The 20,545-nt window shown below is 64.7% G+C and carries 14 protein-coding genes; 10 read left to right on the forward strand and 4 right to left on the reverse strand.

Annotation, left to right across the window (positions count from 1 at the left end; all coding sequences use genetic code 11):
• Window positions 1-8: 8 nt before the first annotated feature.
• From kynU to LG367_RS06340, 5 genes are all read left to right on the forward strand, one after another.
• A complete protein-coding gene (kynU, locus tag LG367_RS06320; RefSeq protein ID WP_425490927.1) occupies window positions 9-1,307 on the forward strand; it encodes a kynureninase in 1,299 nt (432 codons plus the stop codon).
• Window positions 1,308-1,317: 10 nt separating this feature from the next.
• Window positions 1,318-2,703, forward strand: a complete 1,386-nt coding sequence (locus LG367_RS06325; RefSeq protein WP_226468373.1) for an FAD-dependent oxidoreductase — start codon at window positions 1,318-1,320, stop codon at window positions 2,701-2,703.
• Window positions 2,700-4,142: an exodeoxyribonuclease I gene (gene sbcB / locus LG367_RS06330; RefSeq protein ID WP_226468374.1), complete on the forward strand. Its 1,443-nt coding sequence runs from the start codon at window positions 2,700-2,702 to the stop codon at window positions 4,140-4,142. Before LG367_RS06325 ends, sbcB begins: the two co-directional genes overlap by 4 nt.
• A gap of 91 nt (window positions 4,143-4,233) precedes the next feature.
• The gene (locus LG367_RS06335) at window positions 4,234-4,920 is read left to right on the forward strand and encodes a DUF2461 domain-containing protein (RefSeq protein ID WP_226468375.1); all 687 of its coding nucleotides are present in this window, start codon (window positions 4,234-4,236) and stop codon (window positions 4,918-4,920) included.
• A 45-nt stretch (window positions 4,921-4,965) separates the two neighbouring features.
• On the forward strand, window positions 4,966-5,520 hold the full coding sequence (locus LG367_RS06340; protein WP_226468376.1) for a DUF2939 domain-containing protein: 555 nt from the start codon (window positions 4,966-4,968) through the stop codon (window positions 5,518-5,520).
• Between the two features lie 9 nt (window positions 5,521-5,529).
• Here the strand turns inward: LG367_RS06340 and LG367_RS06345 are convergent, their stop codons facing one another.
• Window positions 5,530-6,444: a 5'-nucleotidase gene (locus tag LG367_RS06345; protein ID WP_226468377.1), complete on the reverse strand. Its 915-nt coding sequence runs from the start codon at window positions 6,442-6,444 to the stop codon at window positions 5,530-5,532.
• Between the two features lie 28 nt (window positions 6,445-6,472).
• Window positions 6,473-7,243 (reverse strand): NAD kinase, encoded by a 771-nt coding sequence (locus tag LG367_RS06350; RefSeq protein WP_226468378.1) that lies wholly within the window; start codon window positions 7,241-7,243, stop codon window positions 6,473-6,475.
• A gap of 264 nt (window positions 7,244-7,507) precedes the next feature.
• On the opposite strand from LG367_RS06350, the gene LG367_RS06355 reads away from it, so the two are divergent.
• On the forward strand, window positions 7,508-8,404 hold the full coding sequence (locus LG367_RS06355) for a lysozyme (protein ID WP_226468379.1): 897 nt from the start codon (window positions 7,508-7,510) through the stop codon (window positions 8,402-8,404).
• A gap of 129 nt (window positions 8,405-8,533) precedes the next feature.
• Here LG367_RS06355 and LG367_RS06360 read toward each other — a convergent pair whose 3' ends face one another.
• Both LG367_RS06360 and LG367_RS06365 read right to left on the reverse strand, forming a co-directional pair.
• Window positions 8,534-13,555 (reverse strand): NAD-glutamate dehydrogenase, encoded by a 5,022-nt coding sequence (locus LG367_RS06360; RefSeq protein ID WP_226468380.1) that lies wholly within the window; start codon window positions 13,553-13,555, stop codon window positions 8,534-8,536.
• A 24-nt stretch (window positions 13,556-13,579) separates the two neighbouring features.
• Complete coding sequence (locus LG367_RS06365; RefSeq protein ID WP_264179800.1) at window positions 13,580-14,743, reverse strand: acyl-CoA dehydrogenase family protein; 1,164 nt, start codon at window positions 14,741-14,743, stop codon at window positions 13,580-13,582.
• Window positions 14,744-15,057: 314 nt separating this feature from the next.
• On the opposite strand from LG367_RS06365, the gene LG367_RS06370 reads away from it, so the two are divergent.
• The 4 genes from LG367_RS06370 (at window position 15,058) to metH (ending at window position 20,529) form a co-directional block, all read left to right on the forward strand.
• Entirely contained in the window at window positions 15,058-15,987 is a 930-nt protein-coding gene (locus tag LG367_RS06370) for an ArsR/SmtB family transcription factor (protein ID WP_226468382.1), read from the forward strand.
• Window positions 15,988-16,021: 34 nt separating this feature from the next.
• The gene (locus LG367_RS06375) at window positions 16,022-17,119 is read left to right on the forward strand and encodes a homocysteine S-methyltransferase family protein (RefSeq protein WP_226468383.1); all 1,098 of its coding nucleotides are present in this window, start codon (window positions 16,022-16,024) and stop codon (window positions 17,117-17,119) included.
• Between the two features lie 87 nt (window positions 17,120-17,206).
• Window positions 17,207-17,806 (forward strand): short chain dehydrogenase, encoded by a 600-nt coding sequence (locus LG367_RS06380; RefSeq protein ID WP_226468384.1) that lies wholly within the window; start codon window positions 17,207-17,209, stop codon window positions 17,804-17,806.
• A 26-nt stretch (window positions 17,807-17,832) separates the two neighbouring features.
• Window positions 17,833-20,529 carry a methionine synthase gene (gene metH, locus LG367_RS06385; RefSeq protein WP_226468385.1) on the forward strand — a complete coding sequence of 899 codons (2,697 nt, stop codon included), beginning with the start codon at window positions 17,833-17,835 and terminating at the stop codon, window positions 20,527-20,529.
• Window positions 20,530-20,545 lie beyond the last annotated feature (16 nt).

A 20,545-nucleotide genomic window follows, 5' to 3' on the forward strand; every position in this document is an offset into this window, starting at 1 on the left:
CCGTTCGCATGGAACCCACTTTGACCGAACTCTTCTCAGACGATTACGCGCAAGCACAGGACGCCGCCGATCCGCTGCGCGGATTTCGCGACCGGTTCCACATCCCGAAGCATGATGGCCACGACCAGGCCTACTTCTGCGGCAATTCGCTCGGATTGCAGCCGAAAACGGCGCGCGCCCACGTCGAGGAAGTGCTGAGCAAATGGGCGATGGAAGCCGTCGAAGGGCATTTCACCGGGCAGGCGCAGTGGATGCCGTATCACGAACTCGTGCGTGATCCGCTCGCGGCGGTGGTCGGCGCGGAACCGTCGGAAGTCGTAGCGATGAACTCGCTCACCGCCAATCTGCATCTGATGATGGTGAGTTTCTACCGCCCCACGCGCGAGCGTCCGGCGATCCTGATGGAAGCCGGGGCATTCCCCTCCGATCGTTACGCGCTCGAATCGCAGGTGCGTTTCCACGGCTTCGATCCGGCGACCGACCTGATCGAACTCCAACCCGACGCACCCGACGGTACCTTCTCGATGCAGGCGATCGCGCGCGCGATCGCGGAATACGGGCCTCGCCTCGCCCTCATCGTCTGGCCCGGCGTGCAATACCGGACCGGGCAGGCGTTCGATCTTGCCGAGATCGCGCGACTCGGGCACGCGGCTGGCGCCGTGGTGGGATTCGATCTCGCCCATGCCGTCGGTAATCTTCCGCTGCGATTGCACGACAGCGATGCGGATTTCGCGGTGTGGTGTCATTACAAGTACATGAACTCCGGTCCGGGCGCGGTGGCCGGCTGCTTCGTGCATGCGCGCCATGCGCGCACGGACCGTCCGCGCTTCGCTGGCTGGTGGGGACACGATCAGGCCACGCGTTTCCGCATGGGCCCCGATTTCTCGCCCACGTCCGGCGCCGACGGCTGGCAGTTGAGCAATCCGCCGATTCTCGGCCTGGCGCCACTGCGTGGATCGCTGGAGCTATTCGCGCAGGCGGGAATGCCGGCATTGCGCGAAAAATCCAAGCGGTTGACCGGCTATCTCGAAGCCTTGATCCATGAGCGATTGACCGGCACGTTGCAGATCGCCACGCCAGCCGATCCCGAGCAACGCGGCGCTCAGCTTTCACTGCGTGTCGTGCAAGGACGCGGATTGCAGGGACGCGAAGCCGGCCGCTCGCTCTTCGAGTTCCTTGCCCGCGAAGGCGTCCTCGGTGACTGGCGCGAACCCGACGTGATCCGCATTTCTCCCGTTCCGCTCTACAACACCCACGCCGACGTGATGCGTTTCGTCCGCGCGGTGGAAGCCTGGCGCGCCCCATGAGCATGCTTTCATGAGTAAGTCCCTGACCATCATCGGCGCCGGTCTGGCGGGCGCCCTGCTCGCGACGTTGCTGGCACGTCGCGGCTGGCACGTCGACGTGTTCGAGAAGCGCGGCGACCCGCGCGTGAAAGGCTACGAAGGCGGACGCTCGATCAATCTCGCCCTGGCCGAACGCGGCCGTCACGCCCTTCGGCAGGCCGATGCCGACGACGCGGTGATGCGGCAGGCGGTCATGATGCGCGGCCGCATGGTGCACTTCCTCGACGGACGCGTGCAGTTGCAGCGCTACGGGCGCGACGATTCCGAGGTGATCTGGTCGGTGCATCGCGGCGATCTCAACATCACCCTGCTCGATCTGGCCGAGCGTGCGGGTGCCAACCTGCATTTCCACCGGCGTCTGGAAGGTGTCGATTTCGACGCCGGCATCGCCCGCTTCATCGACGATCGCGATGGCACGCGCCACGAAGTCTCCGCACCGACGCTGGTCGGTGCCGACGGTGCCGGTTCCGCGCTGCGTGCGACGATGAACGCGTATCGCCCCCTCGGCGAACGCAGCGAATTCCTCGATCATTCCTACAAGGAACTCGAAATCCCGCCCACGCCGGACGGTGGCTTCCGCATCGAGCCCAATGCCTTGCACATCTGGCCGCGCGGGCACTACATGTGCATCGCGTTGCCGAACGACGAGAAGACCTTCACCGTCACGCTGTTCCTGCCCAACGAACCGGCGCCGGGACACGATGGCCCCAGCTTCGCCACGTTGAAAACAACGGATGACGCCGTCGCCTTGTTCGAGCGCGATTTCGCCGACGCGCTGGCGCTGATTCCCGACCTCAGAAAGGATTGGGCCAAGAACCCGCCCGGCCTGCTGGCGACGCTCTACCTCGATCGCTGGCATCTCGATGGCCGCGCGGTGTTGCTCGGCGATGCCGCGCACGCGATGGTGCCGTTCCACGGCCAGGGCATGAATTGCGCGTTCGAGGACTGCGTGGCGCTGGCACGGCACCTCGATGCGCATACGAACGACGGAACCGCGGATCTCACAGCCGCCTTCGCCGCATTCGAGGCCGAGCGCAAGCCGAACGCGGCCGCGATCCAGCAGATGGCGCTGGAGAATTACCTGGAAATGCGCGACCGCGTCGACGACGCCGATTTCCTGTTGCAACGGGATCTCGAGCGCGCCTTGCAGGAACGCCATCCTGGCCGCTTCGTGCCGCACTACACCATGGTCACCTTCATGCGGATTCCGTATGCAGTGGCCCTGGAGCGCAGCGACATCCAGCGCGAAATCCTCGTCGAAGCCACGCATGGGCTCGATTCGCTGGATGACATCGACTGGGCCTCGGTCGATGTGCAAGTACTGGCACGCCTGACACCATTGCAGGACACGGCGTGAGCGCGAGCTTTCTCTTCTACGACCTGGAAACCTTCGGCACCGATCCGCGGCGCAGCCGCATCGCCCAGTTCGCCGCGATCCGCACCGACGCCGACCTCAACGAGATCGACGAGCCGATCGATTTCTTCGTGCGGCCCGCCGACGATCTCCTGCCCACCCCGGTCGCCTCGCTGGTCACCGGCATCGCGCCGCAGGATGCCCTGCGCGACGGAATTCCGGAGGCCGAGGCTTTCGCCAGGATCGCCGAGGAGATGTCGCAACCGGAAACCTGCACGCTCGGCTACAACTCGCTGCGCTTCGACGACGAATTCATCCGCTACGGTTTGTTCCGCAATTTCTACGATGCCTACGAGCGTGAATGGCGAGGCGGCAACTCGCGCTGGGATCTGCTCGATGTGATGCGTCTCGCGCATGCGCTGCGACCCGAGGGCATCGTCTGGCCGCAGCGCGACGATGGCGCGACTTCGTTCCGCCTGGAGCATCTGGCCACCGCCAACGACGTGCGTATCGGTGATGCCCACGAGGCGTTGTCGGACGTGCGCGCCCTGATCGGCATGGCGCGCAAGCTCAAGCATGCGCAGCCGCGGCTTTGGGACTACGCGCTGCGTCTGCGCGACAAGCGTTATGCGGCTTCCCTGCTCGATCTCGTCGGACATACTCCTGTTCTTCACGTTTCGCAGCGTTATCCGGCGGCGCGCCTGTGCGCGGCGGCCGTGCTGCCGCTCGCGCGGCATCCGCGCATCGACAGTCGCGTGATCGTGTTCGATCTCGACAGCGAACCCGAGGCGCTGCTCGATCTCGATGCCGATGCCATCGCCGACAGGCTCTACGTCCGCAGTGCCGATCTGCCCGAGGGCGAGACGCGGATTCCCTTGAAGGAAGTGCATCTCAACCGCTGCCCCGCCCTGATCGAATGGGCGCATCTGCGCGAACAGGATTTCCAGCGCCTGAACATCGATCCGGCTCTCGTCGAAAAACGCGCCGCGCGTCTGCGCGAGTCCGCACCTCAGCTCGCCGAGAAAGTACGGCGCGTCTTCGCCTCCACGCATGAGCGGGAGCCGTCCGACGTCGATGCCTCCCTGTACGATGGTTTCATCGGCGACGGTGACAAGCGGCGATATGCGGACGTGCGCGCGACGCCGCCGCAGGCCCTGGGCGCACGCGATTTCGGCTTCCAGGACGGGCGATTGCCTGAACTGCTGTTCCGCTACCGCGCCCGCAACTGGCCGGAGACTCTGACGGCGGACGAACATTCGCGCTGGAACGAGTACCGTCGACACCGTCTGCTCGAGGAATCAGGCCTGTCCGAACTGTGTTTGTCGCAGTACGGAACGGAAATCGCCACATTGCGTCTCACGCACGCGGGCGACGGCCCGAAGCAGGCCCTGCTGGATCGACTCGAGGCCTGGGGCGCTGAGTTGCATCGATCGTTGGAATGAGAGAGCTTCATGAACTTCGTCATCCGCGAGTGAACGGACGTGCGTGAACGAACGCCCGCGAACGGAACGACGACAAGAACACCGAGCGATTATGGCCACCTACTTCACCGACAAGAGCTTCAAATTCCTGCGCGGACTGGCGCGCAACAACGAGCGTGCCTGGTTCCTCGCCCACAAGGACGAGTACGACGCGCATGTGCGCGAGCCCTTCCAACGCCTGCTGACCGATCTTCAGCCTGATCTGCACGCAGTCAGCGAGCACTTTCGCTCCGATCCCAAGACCGTCGGCGGCTCGCTGTTCCGCATCCAGCGCGATACCCGCTTCGCCAACGACAAGACGCCCTACAAGACCTGGCAAGGCGCGCGCCTGTTCCATGCGCGCAGCAAGCAGGTGCCGGCGCCGTCGTTCTATCTGCATCTGCAGCCGGGCAACAGCTTCATCGGCGCGGGGCTCTGGCATCCGGAAACCTCGACGCAACGGCAGATCCGGCAATTCATCTTCAACAATCCCGGCAGTTGGAAAGCGGCCGCGCACGCGCCTGCGCTGCGGCGCCGCTTCGATCTGGAGGACGAGGAGATGCTGGTACGGCCGCCGCACGGTTTCCCGGCGGATTTCGAGTTCATCGACGACCTGAAGCACAAGAACTTCGTCGTTTCGCGGGTCATCGAGGACAGCGTCATGCTCGGCCCGAAGTTGCGCCAGACGCTGGCGAAGGACCTGCAGACGCTGGGGCCGTTCGTGGACTATCTGTGCGCGGCGCTCGATCTTGAGTTCTGACAGGCGATAGAATCGGGACGAATCCTTTCCGGAGTCCCGCTGCTCATGAAGAAATGGCTCTGGTTGGCCGTCGCCGTTCTGATCGCCCTTCTCGCCTACGTCGCGGCGGGGCCGTTCCTGACCGTGCGCGCAATCCGTGAAGCGGTGAAAACCGGGGATACGGTGAAATTGGAGAAGCAGGTCGACTTCCCGGCACTGCGCAGTAGTTTCAAGGCACAGCTCGCCGATCATCTGGCGCGCGAAGCAGGCGCGCATGTCGATGACGGGCCTCTGGCGACGTTCGGCATCGGCCTGGCGAACACTCTCATGGCGACCGCCATCGACGGGCTGATCACGCCCACCGGCATCAGCGCGATGATGGAAGGCCGCAGGGTCTGGGAACGGGCCAACAACGAACCCTTTTCTTCAGACGGCGAGAATGGCAAGGATGACGATCCCGGCGAGCAGCGCCCGCAGGTGCTGAAGAACCCGGAATACGATTTCGAATCACTGTCGCGCTTCACCGCGACCGTGGCCGATCAGAAAGGACGGCCGGTGGTGTTCGTGTTCAGCCGGTCTGGATTGAACTGGAAGCTTTCCGAGATCCTGCTGCCGAAGTAAAGGCCGCGCTCAATTCTCCGAGTTGGAGATACCGTGTGGGACGTGCCCGGCCGTCACGTGCTGGCGCGCCGAATCGATGTTGTGCAGCGAGTCGTCGAAGAAGATATCGGCACCGAACACGTCGAGGAACGGGCCTTTCGGCCGCCCGCCCAGGAACAAGGCCTCATCCAGGCGCACGCCCCACTCGCGCAACGTGCGGATCACGCGCTCGTGCGCGGGCGCGGAGCGCGCGGTGACCAGCGCGGTGCGGATCGGAGATGCGTCGCCCGGCGGATACAGCGCCTGTAATCGGTGCAAGGCATCGAGGAAGCCGCGGAACGGCCCGCCCGAGAGCGGTTCGCGCGCACGCTCGCGTTCGTGGCGATGGAATGCTTCGACACCGCCCTGCCGCGACACGCGTTCGCCTTCGTCATCGAAGATCACCGCATCGCCGTCGAAGGCGATGCGCAGCTGGTCATGGCGATGCGCCGGCGCCTTGGCCGGCAGAATGGTCGCTGCCGCCGCGCCGTTCTCCAGCGCGCGCCGCACCGATTCCGGATTGGCGGACAGGAACAATTGCGCGCCGAACGGACGCAGGTAGGGCCAGGTCGGCGCGCCTGAAGTGAACGTGGCGCGCGAGATCGCCAAGTCGTGGTACTGGATCGAGTTGAAGACGCGCAACCCGGTGTCGGAAGAGTTGCGCGACAGCAGGATCACTTCCACGCGCGGCGCTTCGGGCGGGGCGCCTTCGTTCAACGACAGGAGCTTCCGCACCAGCGGAAAGGCGATGCCGGGTTCCAGGATATCGTCCTCGCGGCTGCGCTGGTGCTCGGCGAAGGCATCGATGCCCTGCGCTTCGAACAGGGCGTGGCTGTCCTCAAGGTCGAACAAGGCGCGCGAGGAGATCGCGATGGTCAGGATCGGAACAGCAGGAGTGACGGCCATTGTAGGATTATCGCGCGCTGAGGCTTGGTCAGACCATGAACTGTTCGCTGAGGATACGTTCCTCAAGGTTGTGCTCGGGATCGAACAGCAGCGTGACGGTGCGATCGCGCGACTCGCGGATCGTCACCTCCACCACATCGCGTACTTCATGCGAATCGGCCGTGGCGCTGACCGGACGCTTGTACGGATCGAGCACACGGAAGCGCACCTCGGTATCGGCCTTCAGCAGCGCGCCGCGCCAGCGTCGGGGACGGAACGCGGCGATCGGGGTCAGCGCGATCACCGATGAACCGAGTGGCAGGATCGGACCGTGCGCGGAGAAGTTGTAGGCTGTACTGCCCGCCGGCGTCGCCACCATCACGCCGTCGCAGATCAGCTCGTCCAGGCGCGTGATGCCGTTCAAGTCGATGCTCAGATGCGCCGCCTGGCGCGTCTGACGCAGCAATGAGACTTCGTTGTACGCCAGCGACCCGACGGAGGCGCCCGACTCTGTCAGCGCGACCATTTCCAGCGGCCGCAGCACCGCAGGCTCGGCCGCGGTGATGCGATCGATCAGGTCCTCGCCGCGGTACTGGTTCATCAGGAAGCCGACGGTCCCGAGCTTCATCCCGAACACCGGCTTGCCGAGGCTGCCGTGCCGATGCAGCGTCTGCAGCATGAAGCCGTCTCCGCCGAGCGCGCAGATCACGTCGGCATCGGCTGGATCGTACTGCCCGTGCAGTTCGACCATCTGCGATTGCGCATCCTGCGCACCATCGGCGGGACTGGCGAGAAAGGCGATGCGGGGCGTCGCGGTCATCGGCGGCTCCAGAACTGTACATTCAGCATAACAGCGACGCAGGTGTGACGTCGTGTCCGATTTGGCGCCGCCGCGCCGTGTCTTCGCACGGTAACGACGCCTTCACTGCCTATCCTCGCCCCGGACACCATCGTGCCGCGGCGAGACACCGCTTCACGGCCGATCGCCGTCCCGCCGTGTGCTTCGACTGGCGCGTTTCGACTGGCGCGCTTCGACTGACGTGTCTCGGCCGGCACCGGATATCCCACTCCGAGGAGAGAATTCATGTCATTGGCTTCCCGCTTCAAGATCGCTCTGCTCACCGCATCCTGCGTGCTCGCCATTCCGTCGGCCTGGTCGGCGGACGACATCTCGAAGGATGCACGATTGCCTCCGGGCCTCGAACCGGATTGGCTGGAACGGCTCAATCCCGACATCGACAGCGCGACAGCCGCGCGCATCGTCGCCCAGGATCACGCCATGGGCTCTCAGATCCGCCTGCATGAAGGCAACTGGCAGGTGCCCAAGTACGCCACCATCACCGCGACACTGGCCGCTTCGGTGCCGGGCATGGACGTGAGCGGCTGGCAGGGCAACGTCAACTGGAGCGCGGCCTGGAGCAATGGCGCCCGCTTCGCCTACGTCAAGGCCACCGAGGGCACCGGCTACACCAATCCCTACTTCGCGCAGCAGTACAACGGTTCGTACAACGTCGGCATGATCCGCGGCGCGTATCACTTCGCCCGTCCCGATGTTTCCAGCGGCGCCACGCAGGCCAATTACTTCGTCGATCATGGCGGCGGCTGGTCGCGCGACGGCAAGACGCTGCCGGGCGCGCTCGATGTGGAATACAACCCTTACGGTGCGACCTGCTACGGCCTGAGCCAGAGCGCGATGGCGAACTGGATCGCTTCCTTCGTCAATCAGTACCACGCCCGCACCGGTCGCTGGGCCGTGATCTACACCAGCACCAGCTGGTGGTCGCAATGCGTGGGCACGGCGGGCAACTTCAGCAACAACAACCCGTTGTGGGTGGCGCGCTATTCCTCCAGCCCCGGCACGCTGCCTTATGCCTGGGGTTACTACACGATCTGGCAGTACGCGGATTCAGGCACCTTCCCTGGCGACCAGAACGTGTTCAACGGCGCGTATGACCGCTTGCAGGCGTTGGCGAATGGGTGAGTGACCACGCTTGCCGTCATCCCGGCGGTGTTTTGATGGCCGCATGGCCGATCAAGCCGGAATGACGGACAACTTCTCGATTCGCGCATCCTCTCCCATCAGCGGGAGAGGATGTCGCCCCACCCCTGATCAGTTACGGACGGCCAACTGCGCCAACCGCTGCACCGCCACCGAAGCCGTCGGGTAATCCAACGTCTTCTGCGCCGCCAGTTCGTTGAGCATGGACAGCGTGAAACGCAGCGACGCATCGTCACGCTCCAGCCACTGCTTCACGCGGGCATCCGGATCGTTGCCTGGAATCGACAACACCTGTCCGACCAGCGCACGTTGCTGCGTCGCCAGTTCGTCACGCAGCACGCTGCGAGCAACGGCGTGCCAGCGGCCCTCCACCGGCAACGCGTCGATCTGCGCCAGCAACCACGGCAGATGCAGCGCGTCGCCGAGACGGAAGTGCACGCGGGCGATGTCGACCGGCTTGAGCTTGCGATCGCGCGCGAGCTCGATGATGTCGCAGCAGGCTTCCAGGTACGGCAGCGCGGACAGTTGTCCGGCCAGATCGTCCGGAACGCCCTTCTCGCGCCAGTCGCGCAGGCTGGCCTCGTAAGCAGGACGTTGCGATGCGGTGATGATGTTCTCACCGGCGCGCACATCGCGGAAGCCGTCGTGGTAGCGCTCCATCGCGGCGGTGATGTCGGGAATCGCGCCTGGACGCGCCAACAGCCAACGCGTCATCGAACGCTGCAGCGACCAGATCACCTGCAGCGCGTCGATCTGCACCGATTCGGCCACCTTGCCGTCGAGTGCGTCGATCTGCGCCCACAGATCACGCGCATCCAGCGTTTCGCGCGTGATCGTGAAGGCCTTGGCGACTTCGCCCGGATTGCGGCCGGTGTCTTCCTGCATGCGCAGCAGGAAGGTCGCGCCCATGCGGTTGATCGTGGAGTTGGTGACCGCGGTGGCGATGATCTCGCGCTTCAGGCGGTGCTGTTCCATCGCCTTGGCGTACTTCTTCTGCAACGGCGCCGGGAAGTAGCGCACCAGTTCCTTCGAGAGATAGGCATCCTCGGGCACGTCCGAATCGAGCAACTGCTGGAATGCGACCAGCTTCGAATAGGACAGCAGCACCGACAGTTCCGGGCGCGTCAATCCGAGCCCGCGCGCCTTGCGTTCGGCGATCTCGGCATCGGACGGCAGGAACTCGATCTGACGATCGAGCAGGCCCTGCGCTTCCAGCGTCTGGATGAAATGTTGTTTCGAGCCCAGACGCGAGACGCTCATCCGCTCCATCAGGCTCAACGCCTGGTTCTGGCGGTAATTGTCGTTGAGCACCAGCGCGGCGACCTCGTCGGTCATCGACGCCAGCAGCTCGTTGCGCGCTTCGAACTTGAGCTTCTTCGCCTGCACCTGCGCATTGAGCAGGATCTTGATGTTGACCTCGTGATCGGAGGTATCCACACCGGCCGAGTTGTCGATGAAGTCGGTGTTGAGCAGGACGCCCGACGTCAGCGCGGCTTCGATACGGCCACGCTGGGTGAGACCGAGGTTGCCGCCCTCTCCCACCACCTTGCAGCGCAGGTCGCGACCGTCGACACGGATGGCATTGTTGGCGCGATCGCCGACTTCGCCGTGACTTTCGGTGCTGGCCTTGACGTAGGTGCCGATGCCGCCGTTCCAGAGCAGATCAACCGGCGCCTTGAGGATGGCGTTCAGCAGTTCGTTCGGGCTTAGCGCGTTGACATTGCCTTCGATGCCGAGCGCAGCCCGCACGTCTGCGCTGATCGGAATCGACTTGGCGCTACGCGGCCATACGCCGCCGCCCTTGCTGATCAGCGATTTGTCGTAGTCGTCCCAGCTTGAACGCGGCAGCTTGAACATGCGCGTGCGTTCCTTGAACGACTTGGCCGCGTCCGGGTTCGGGTCGAGGAAGACATGGCGATGGTCGAACGCGGCCACCAGCCGGATGTGCTTCGACAGCAGCATGCCGTTGCCGAACACGTCGCCGGACATGTCGCCGATACCGACGCAGGTGAAGTCCTGCGTCTGGCTGTCGCGGCCGAGCGAACGGAAATGCCGCTTCACCGACTCCCACGCCCCCTTGGCGGTGATGCCCATGCCCTTGTGGTCGTAACCGACGGAGCCGCCCGAGGCGAAGGCGTCGTCGAGCCAGAAGCCGTGCTCGCGCGCGATGCCGTTGGCGATGTCGGAGAACGTCGCCGTGCCCTTGTCGGCGGCGACGACGAGGTAAGGATCGTCGCCGTCATGGCGCACCACGTTCTTCGGCGGCACCACCTTGCCATCGACGAGGTTGTCGGTGATGTCGAGCAGGCCGTTGATGAACTGCTTGTAGCAGGCGATGCCTTCGGCCAGCGCCGCGTCGCGGTCACCCCCGCTGGGCGGACGCTTGACGAAGAAACCGCCCTTGGAACCGACCGGCACGATCACGGTGTTCTTCACCATCTGTGCCTTCACCAGGCCGAGCACTTCGGTACGGAAGTCCTCGCGGCGATCCGACCAGCGCAGGCCGCCGCGCGCGACCGGCCCGAAGCGCAGATGCACGCCTTCCACGCGCGGTCCATACACGAAGATCTCGCGATACGGACGCGGCTTGGGCAGGTCAGGCACCTTGGACGAATCGAACTTGAAGCTGATGTACTCACGATCCGGCGCGGTGTAGCCGGCCTTCTCCTTCATTTCGATCTGGTAGTAGCCGGTGCGCAGGGTCGCGTCGATCACGCTCATGAAGCTGCGCACGATGCGGTCTTCGTCCAGGCTCGACACGCGTTCGAGCAGCGCCTTCAGCGCCTTGCGCACACTGTCGTATTGCGTATTGCGGCCGTTGCGGCGGGCGTCGATCACCGGTTGCAGCGCCTTCAGCACGTCCTCGTCGCCCGCGCTGAGCGCGCGCAGCTGCTTGGAGAAGTGTTCGACGCCGCTGGCGATCTGCGCAGGCGTCTCATGGCCGGTGCACGGATCGAAACGGGCCTCGAACATTTCCACCAGCAAACGCGCCAGCAGCGGATAGCGCGCGAAGGTTTCCTCGACGTAGCTCTGCGAGAACGGCACGCCAACCTGCAGCAGATATTTGCAGTAGCCACGCAACACGGCCACCTGGCGCCAGTTCAGGCTCGCGCTCAGCACCAGACGGTTGAAACCGTCGTTCTCGGCCCCGCCGCGCCAGATCTGCTCGAAGGCCTCCTCGAAGTTGGCGGCCACCGCATCGACGTCGAAATCGCGTGCCGACTCGACCTCGAAGTCCTGCAGATATACCGTCTTGCCATCGATCTGCATCGAATACGGATGCTCGGAGATCACGCGCAGCCCCATGTTCTCCATCATCGGCAATGCGTCGGAGAGCGGGATGTCGTCGTGCCAGCGGTAGAGCTTCAGCCGCAGGTTCTTGTCCGTGCGCTGCAGGCTCTGGGCGATGTCCTCGGCGTCCTGCAGCGAGGCGATGCGGCGCACGTCCTCGGCGGCGGCTTCCGGGGTCGTTTCCTGCAGATAGGCAGCCGGCAGCGCGCGACCGTAATGCGAGGCCAGCGTCAAACCATTGTGCTCGCCATGGATGCTGATGAGGCGGTCGCGTAGTTCGTCGTAACGGTTGCGCACGATCTCGGCGAGCCCGGCGTCGAGCGCGGACTGATCGGCCTCGACCTTCGCCCCCGCGCGCGGACGCACGAGCATGTGCAGCTGCGCCAGCGGCGATTCGCCGACCAGCATGTTGCTGTCGACTTCATCCGCCTGCAATTCGCGCTTGAGCATCGCTTCGATGCGCAGGCGCATGTCCGTGTTGTAACGATCGCGCGGGATGTACGCCAGGATCGAGTAATAACGGCCGTAGCGGTCGCGGCGCAGGAACAGCTTGTTGCGCACGCGTTCCTGCAGGCCGAGGATGCCGGTGGCGAGCTGGAACAACTCTTCCTCGCTCGACTGGAACAGCTCATCGCGCGGCAGCGTTTCCAGGATGTGCTTGAGCGCCTTGCCGCTATGGCTGTTGGGCTTCAGGCCGGAAGCGCGCATGACGTATTCGTAGCGCTCGCGCACCAGCGGAATGTCCCACGGGCGGCGGTTGTAGGCGCTGGACGTGAACAGCCCGAGGAAGCGCTGTTCGGCCGACGGCTTGCCCTTGGCATCGAAGCTGAGCACGCCGATGTAATCCATGTAGCCCGGGCGATGCACGGTGGAACGTGAATTGCTCTTGGTCAGGATCAGCGCGTCAACGGCACCGGACTGCGGCATCTTCGAGGCGGCCAGCGTCTTGAGCAGGCGCGCCTTGCCGACTTCCTTGCCGCGCAACAGCCCCAGACCGCTGTCCGGGAGGCTGCGCAACACTTCGTCCTTGCCCTGCTTCTCGACGACATATTCGCGATAGCCGAAGAAGGTGAAATGATCGGCGGCGGCCCAGCGCAGGAATTCCTGCGCTTCATGACGGCCGGCGTCCGACAACGGCATCCGGCGCGAGCCGACATCGTCGGCGATCGTCAGCATCTTCTGCCGCATCGCATCCCAGTCGGAGACGATCCCACGCACGTCATCGAGCACGCCGCGGATCGCCGCTTCGATCTTCGCGCTGTCGGTGGCGGACTGGCGGTCGATCTCCAGGTGCATCATCGACTCGAACTCACCCTCGCCCACCGCCGTCAGCTTGCCGGCGGCGGTGCGTGTGACCTGCACCATCGGATGGCCCAGCACATGCACGCCGATGCCGTGATCGGCCAGTGCCATCGTCACCGAATCGACCAGGAAGGGCATGTCGTCGTTGACGATCTGCAGCACGGTGTGCGGCGATTCCCAGCCGTGCGTCTTCTGCTGCGGATTGAACAGGCGCACGTTGGCGACGCCGCGCTTGCGGTTGCTGGCGAAGGCGAGGAAATCGCTGGCCAATGCCGCCCAGCCGTCGGCGCTGTGCTGCGGCAGTTCGTCCTCGCTCATGCGATGGTAGAAGGCATTGGCGAAGGCGATGGCGATGTCCTGCCCCGCCTTGCCGCCGCCTGCTTTGGCGGCGCGCTTGCGCAGAGCCTGGAAGATGGGTTCAAGCAGGGCGGGCTTGGACGCAGCTGGCCTGGAGGAAGCCGACTTGGACGAAGCAGATTCGGGCAAAGCTGCGCCGTCGCGATCCGCTTTGCGGCGCACGGCAGAAGGTTTGGGGCTCATCTTGGGAGTTCCGTTGATTGCGGCTTAGCGCAGTCCAGTTTCATGGCGGGCGATGACGAGACGTTGAATCTCGCTGGTGCCCTCGTAGATTTCGGTGATCTTGGCGTCGCGGAAATAACGCTCGAGCGGCATTTCCTTCGAATAACCCATGCCGGCGTGAATCTGCACGGCCTGATGCGCGATCCACATCGCAGCTTCGGACGCGGTGAGCTTGGCAACAGCCGCCTCGGTGGTGAACCGCTGTCCCTGTCCCTTCAACCAGGCCGCGCGCAGCGTCAACAGCAGCGACGCGTCCAACTTGCACTTCATGTCGGCGATCTTGGCCTGCGTCATCTGGAAGGCGCCGATCGGCTGGCCGAAGGCCTTGCGCTCGCGCACGTAGGCGAGTGTGGCCTCGTAGGCGGCGCGGCCGATGCCGATCGCCTGCGAGGCGATGCCGATGCGACCGGCGTCGAGCACGCCCATCGCGATCTTGAAGCCGTGGCCTTCATCGCCGAGCACTTCGTCCGGCTGCACCACGTAATCGGCGAATTCGATCTCGCAGGTGGCAGAGGCGCGAATGCCGAGCTTGGGCTCGGTCTTGCCGCGATGGAAGCCGGCGCGGTCGGTGTCGATCAGAAACGCGGTGATGCCGCGCGCGCTCTTCTCGGGATCGGTCATCGCGAACAGCACGATGTATTTGGCGACCGGGCCGGAGGTGATCCAGCTCTTCTTGCCGTTGATGATGTAGGTGCCGTCGGCCTGCTTCGCTGCGCGGCAGCGCATGGCGGTGGCATCGGAGCCGGACTGCGGCTCGGTCAGCGCGAAGGCACCGATCGCCTTGCCCTCGGCGATCGCACGCACGTACTTCTGCTTCTGCGCTTCGGTGCCGTTGGTAAGGATGCCGTTGCAGAACAGCGAGTTGTTGACCGACATGATGGTGGAGTGCGCGGCATCGCCAGCGGCCACCTCGACCATCGCCAGGACGTAGCTGACCGGGTCCATGCCGGCGCCGCCGTATTCGGCCGGCACTTCGATGCCCATCAGCCCGTTCTCGCCGAGCAGCTTGATGTTCTCGAGCGGGAATTCGCCAGTCTTGTCGAAATGCTCGGCGCTCGGCGCGATCTTTTCCTGCGCGATGCGTCGGGCCACATCCTGGATCATCAGCTGCTCTTCGGTGAATCCAAACTCCACGTCGCGCTCCGGCATCGAATCAAGATGCGGAATTGTAGCTGGCGCCGGAAGTCAGAACGAGTGTGCCGGTTCGGAATTCCCGCACTGTCCCGCCTTGTCGAGACGGCGGGACGATATCGATAAGCAGGCGCGAATGCCGTGTGTTTCGCGGTGCGAGCGCATCCCCGCTTCGAGTGTCGACCGTCTTCGCCGTGCCGATCGGTCGTTGTTCGAGATTCATGGTTCGGCGCGATCGGGCGCGGATGAGCCTTGCCGCTTATCCCGCGCGCCCTTGACCGTCCGTGACACCGGCCCCACAATTATCTCTATATCGCGATAGGAAGATATTTATGGATCTGGAAGGCTGGTCGTCCCGGCTCAAAGTCCTGGCCGACGCCACGCGGGTGCGGCTGCTGGCACTGCTGGAAAGCGAGGAGCTCACCGTGGCCGAACTGGCCTCGATCACGCGCCTGGCCCAACCGCGCGTCTCCACCCACCTGGCCAAGCTGAAAGAGGCCGGGCTGGTGCGCGACCGCCGCGCCGGCGTCTCGGCCTATTACCGCTTCGACGAAACCACGCTCGACCCCGCCCAGCGCGCCCTCTGGCAGGCCCTGTCGACCGGCAGCGACGATCCGCTGCTGCGCCAGGACGCCGAGCGCGTGCCCGCAGTGCTGGCGACCCGCGCCGCCGATCGCAACTGGGCCGACTCCGTGGCCGGCGACATGGAGCGCCATTATTCCCCCGGGCGCACCTGGGAAGCGCTGGCGCGCTCGGCGCTGCCGCTGCTGGAACCGGGCGACGTGCTCGACATCGCCTCCGGCGACGGCGTCCTGGCCGAACTGATGGCACCGCATTCGCGCCGCTACGTCTGCGTGGACACCAGCCCGCGCGTGGTGGCGGCGGCCAGCGAGCGCCTGCGCCGTTTCCGCAACGTCGAGGTGCGCGAGGGCGACATGCACGCCCTGCCCTTCGAGGAGGCCAGTTTCGACCTGGTGGTGCTGATGCACGCCCTCACCTACGCCGACAAGCCGGGCCAGGCCGTGGCCGAGGCCGCGCGCGTGCTCAGGCCAGGCGGGCGGTTGCTGCTGTGCAGCCTGGCGCACCACGAACACCGCAGCGCGGTCGAGGCCTACGGCCACGCCAACCTCGGCTTCACCGAAAAGGAACTGCGCCGCTTCGCCGACAAGGCCGGGGTGCGCACTCTGGAATGCAGCACCGTGACGCGCGAGAAGCGTCCGCCGCATTTCGAAGTGATTTCGCTGATTGCCAAGAAACCATGATCACGCAAACCATGATCCGGATGGAGCAAGCCCGATGAAAACGCTTCCCTGGTTGAACCCGCAACGCGTCGCCGCCCTGCAACGCGCGTTGACCGAACGCATCCTGATCATCGATGGCGCCATGGGCACCATGATCCAGCGCCATAAGCTGGAGGAAGACGACTACCGCGGCGAGCGTTTCGTCGACGGCTACGACAGCGCACGGCCGCAGGAAGCCCACGTCCACGGCGCGAACTGCGGCCATGACCTGAAGGGCAACAACGATCTGCTGCTGCTCACACGTCCGGACATCATCGGCGGCATCCACACCGAATACCTGGAAGCCGGCGCGGATTTCATCGAAACCAACACCTTCAACGCCACCACCGTCAGCCAGGCCGACTATCACCTCGAGCACATCGTCTACGAGTTGAACAAGGCGGGCGCGCAACTGGCGCGACAGTGCTGCGATGCAGTCGAAGCGAAGACGCCCGAAAAGCCGCGCTTCGTGATCGGCGTGCTCGGCCCGACCAGCCGCACGGCATCGATCAGCCCAGACGTCAACGATCCGGGTTTCCGCAACACCAACTTCGACGAATTGCGCATCGCCTACCGCGAAGCCGCCGACGGTCTGATCGACGGCGGTGCCGACACGCTGATGGTGGAAACCATCTTCGACACACTCAACGCCAAGGCGGCGCTGTTCGCGATCGAGGAAGCCTTCGAAGCACGTGGCGCGCGGCTGCCGGTGATGATCTCCGGCACCATCACCGATGCCTCGGGGCGCACTCTGTCGGGCCAGACGGCCGAGGCGTTCTATGCGTCCGTTTCGCATTCGCGGCCGTTGTCGGTGGGCCTCAACTGCGCGCTCGGCGCGAAGGACCTGCGTCCGCATGTGGAAACGCTGGCGACGATCGCCGACGCCTACGTCAGCGCGCACCCCAACGCCGGCCTGCCCAACGCATTCGGCGAATACGACGAAACGCCGGAGGACATGGCGACCACGCTGCGCGAGTTCGCCACCTCCGGGTTGCTCAACCTGGTTGGCGGCTGCTGCGGCACCACGCCCGCGCACATCCGCGCGATCGCGGAGGCCGTACATGGCATCACGCCGCGTTCGCTGCCCGTGGCGACACTGGCGGATGCGGCCTGACCGCGTCTTGATGGAAGCACGACTGATAAAAGCACGATTGATGAAGGCACGATTGATGACAGCGCGATTGATGAAGGCAGCGAACGCATGAGGATTCTGATCGTCGGCGCCGGCGGCACGCTCGGTCGTGCAGTCGATGCCGAATTGTCCGACGGGCACGAGATCCTGCGCGCTGGGCGCAGCAGCGGCGACTACAAGATCGATCTGCGCGATGACGCCAGCGTCACCGCGCTGTTCGCCGCCACCGGCAAGGTCGATGCCATCGTCGCCACCACCGGCAACGTCCATTTCGGCCCGCTTGCCGAGATGACGTCGGCGCAATTCGACACCGGCTTGCAGGACAAGCTGCTCGGCCAGGTACGGCTTGCGTTGATCGGCCAGCACCACCTCAACGACAACGGTTCGATCACCCTCACCACCGGCATCCTCACCGAGGAACCGATCCGCCAGGGCGTGAACGCCACCGCGGTCAACAATGCCGTCGAAGGCTTTGCGCGCGCCGCCGCCTGTGAACTCGGCCGTGGTCTGCGCATCAATGTGGTCAGCCCGAACGCGTTGCAGGAATCCTGGGACGCCTACCGCGATTTCTTCCCCGGTTTCGAACCGGTTCCGGCGGCACGCGCCGCGCTGGCGTATCGCCGCAGCGTGGAAGGCGTGGAAAGCGGCCGCGTCTACAAGGTCTGGTAAGCGATATCGGAATGCAGCAGTCCACGATGAATTCGAACACTCCCCCGCCCCGTCATACCCGGCTGTCCGGCCTGGAACCGCTGGTCATCACGCCCGAATTGCTGTTCATCAACGTCGGCGAACGCACCAACGTCACCGGCAGCGCGCAGTTCCGAAAACTGATCAAGGAAGAACGCTACGACGAGGCCGTGGAGGTGGCGCGCCAACAGGTCGCCAACGGCGCGCAAATCCTCGACGTCAACATGGACGAGGGCCTGATCGATTCCGAGAAGGCGATGTCGCGCTTCCTCAACCTGATCGCCTCCGAACCCGACATCGCCCGCATTCCGGTGATGGTCGACTCGTCCAAGTGGAGCGTGATCGAAGCCGGCCTGCAATGCCTGCAGGGCAAGGGCGTGGTCAATTCGATCTCGCTGAAGGAAGGCGAAGACGTCTTTATCGAACACGCACGCAAAGTGCTGCGCTACGGCGCCGCCGCGGTGGTGATGGCTTTCGACGAACAAGGCCAGGCCGATACCTGCGAACGCAAAGTCGCGATCTGCACGCGCGCCTACCGCATCCTGACGGAACAAGTGGGCTTTCCGCCGGAAGACATCATCTTCGACCCCAACATCTTCGCCATCGCCACCGGCATCGAGGAACACGACAACTACGCGGTCGACTTCATCGAAGCCACGCGCATCATCAAACGCACGCTGCCGCATTGCCACGTGTCGGGCGGCGTGTCGAACGTCTCGTTCTCCTTCCGCGGCAACGAGACCGTGCGCCAAGCGATCCACGCCGTGTTCCTCTACCACGCCATCAAGGCCGGCATGGACATGGGTATCGTCAATGCCGGCGCGTTGCTGATCGTGGACGACCTCGATCCGGAACTGCGCGAACGCGTCGAGGACGTGGTGCTGAACCGGCGCAAGGACGCCACCGAACGCCTGCTCGAAATCGCCGAGCGCTACAAGGGCAAGAAAGGCGAAGCCAAGGTCGAGGATCTGGCGTGGCGCGGCAAGTCCGTGCGCGAACGCCTGAGTCACGCGCTCGTGCACGGCATCGACCAGTACGTCGAAGCCGACACGGAGGAAGCCCGCGCGCAATCGACCCGCCCGCTCGATGTGATCGAGGGGCCGCTGATGGACGGCATGAACGTGGTCGGCGATCTGTTCGGCGCCGGCAAGATGTTCCTGCCGCAGGTGGTGAAATCCGCGCGCGTGATGAAAAAGGCCGTGGCCTATCTGCTGCCTTACATCGAGGCAGAGAAGGAAAGAACCGGCGACGTCGGCAAGTCCAACGGCAAGATCGTCATGGCCACCGTCAAGGGTGACGTCCACGACATCGGCAAGAACATCGTCGGCGTGGTATTGGCTTGCAACAACTTCGACGTGGTCGATCTTGGCGTGATGGTGCCGGCGCAGACGATCCTCGATCGCGCCCGCGCGGAAAATGCCGATCTGATTGGCCTGTCGGGCCTGATCACGCCGTCCCTGGAAGAAATGAGCCACGTCGCGCGCGAGATGCAGCGGCAAGGCTTCGAAATGCCGCTGCTGATCGGCGGCGCCACGACCTCGCGCGCGCATACCGCGCTCAAGATCGATCCGCACTACAACGCGCCGACAGTCTGGGTGAAAGATGCCTCGCGCGCCGTCGGCGTGGCGCAGTCGTTGATCTCGCGCGACATGCGCGCCGGTTTTGTCGCCGCCAATGACGCCGACTATGCCGAGATCCGCCAGCGCCACAAGAATCGCGGCGACGCCAAGCGCCTCGTCTCTCTCGAAAAGGCACGCGGGCAGAAGTTCGACGGCGGTTGGGACGAATACACGCCGCCGGTGCCGAAACAGCCGGGCCTGCACGTCTTCGACGACTATCCGCTGGCGGAACTGATCGAGATCATCGACTGGACGCCGTTCTTCCAGGCATGGGAACTGGCCGGAAAATATCCCGCGATCCTCAGCGACGAAATCGTCGGCAAACAGGCAACCGAGCTGTACCGCGATGCACGCGCGATGCTCGACAAGATCGTCGCCGAGAAATGGCTGACGGCGAAAGCCGTGTTCGGCCTGTGGCCGGCTCACAGCGAAGGTGACGACGTCATGTTGTCTGCCGAGAACGGGCAGACGCGATTGCATTTCCTGCGCCAGCAGGTCGACAAACCCGTCGATCGCCCTGACTTCTGCCTCGCCGATTTCATCGCGCCAAAGGCATCAGGCAAACAGGACTGGATCGGCGCCTTCGCCGTCACCGCCGGCATTGGCATCGAGCCGCACGTCGCCCGCTTCGAGGCGGCGCACGACGACTACAACGCCATCCTGCTCAAGGCGCTGGCCGACCGCCTCGCCGAAGCGTTCGCCGAGCGCCTGCATCAGCGCGTGCGGATCGAGTTCTGGGGTTACGCGCCGGACGAGGCGCTCGACAACGAGGCGCTGATCGCCGAAGGCTATCGCGGCATCCGCCCTGCCCCCGGTTATCCCGCCTGCCCCGAGCACAGCGAGAAGGGCACGCTGTTCACCCTGCTCGACGCCGGCAAGAATGCCGGCATGAGCCTGACCGAAAGCTTCGCCATGCTGCCTACCGCGGCCGTGTCCGGCTATTACTTCAGCCATCCCCGCAGCCAGTACTTCGTGGTCGGGCGTGTCTCCAAGGAGCAGGCCGAGGACTATGCCCGACGCAAGGGAGTGTCCCTGACGCAGGTGGAGCGGTGGCTGGCCTCGAATTTGGATTACGATCCGGAATAGGCACGCAGGCTTCCGC

Origin of the sequence: Luteimonas panaciterrae (assembly GCF_020511115.1) — a bacterium.
GTDB lineage: Bacteria > Pseudomonadota > Gammaproteobacteria > Xanthomonadales > Xanthomonadaceae > Luteimonas > Luteimonas panaciterrae.

What these genes read in the sequence shown, in the direction of transcription:
- kynU (WP_425490927.1), top strand. Translation starts at nt 9, where the DNA reads ATGGAACCCACTTTGACCGAACTCTTCTCAGACGATTACGCGCAAGCA.
- LG367_RS06325 (WP_226468373.1), top strand. Translation starts at nt 1,318, where the DNA reads ATGAGTAAGTCCCTGACCATCATCGGCGCCGGTCTGGCGGGCGCCCTG.
- LG367_RS06335 (WP_226468375.1), top strand. Translation starts at nt 4,234, where the DNA reads ATGGCCACCTACTTCACCGACAAGAGCTTCAAATTCCTGCGCGGACTG.
- LG367_RS06340 (WP_226468376.1), top strand. Translation starts at nt 4,966, where the DNA reads ATGAAGAAATGGCTCTGGTTGGCCGTCGCCGTTCTGATCGCCCTTCTC.
- LG367_RS06345 (WP_226468377.1), bottom strand. Translation starts at nt 6,444, where the DNA reads ATGGCCGTCACTCCTGCTGTTCCGATCCTGACCATCGCGATCTCCTCG.
- LG367_RS06350 (WP_226468378.1), bottom strand. Translation starts at nt 7,243, where the DNA reads ATGACCGCGACGCCCCGCATCGCCTTTCTCGCCAGTCCCGCCGATGGT.
- LG367_RS06355 (WP_226468379.1), top strand. Translation starts at nt 7,508, where the DNA reads ATGTCATTGGCTTCCCGCTTCAAGATCGCTCTGCTCACCGCATCCTGC.
- LG367_RS06360 (WP_226468380.1), bottom strand. Translation starts at nt 13,555, where the DNA reads ATGAGCCCCAAACCTTCTGCCGTGCGCCGCAAAGCGGATCGCGACGGC.
- LG367_RS06365 (WP_264179800.1), bottom strand. Translation starts at nt 14,743, where the DNA reads ATGCCGGAGCGCGACGTGGAGTTTGGATTCACCGAAGAGCAGCTGATG.
- LG367_RS06370 (WP_226468382.1), top strand. Translation starts at nt 15,058, where the DNA reads ATGGATCTGGAAGGCTGGTCGTCCCGGCTCAAAGTCCTGGCCGACGCC.
- LG367_RS06375 (WP_226468383.1), top strand. Translation starts at nt 16,022, where the DNA reads ATGAAAACGCTTCCCTGGTTGAACCCGCAACGCGTCGCCGCCCTGCAA.
- LG367_RS06380 (WP_226468384.1), top strand. Translation starts at nt 17,207, where the DNA reads ATGAGGATTCTGATCGTCGGCGCCGGCGGCACGCTCGGTCGTGCAGTC.
- metH (WP_226468385.1), top strand. Translation starts at nt 17,833, where the DNA reads ATGAATTCGAACACTCCCCCGCCCCGTCATACCCGGCTGTCCGGCCTG.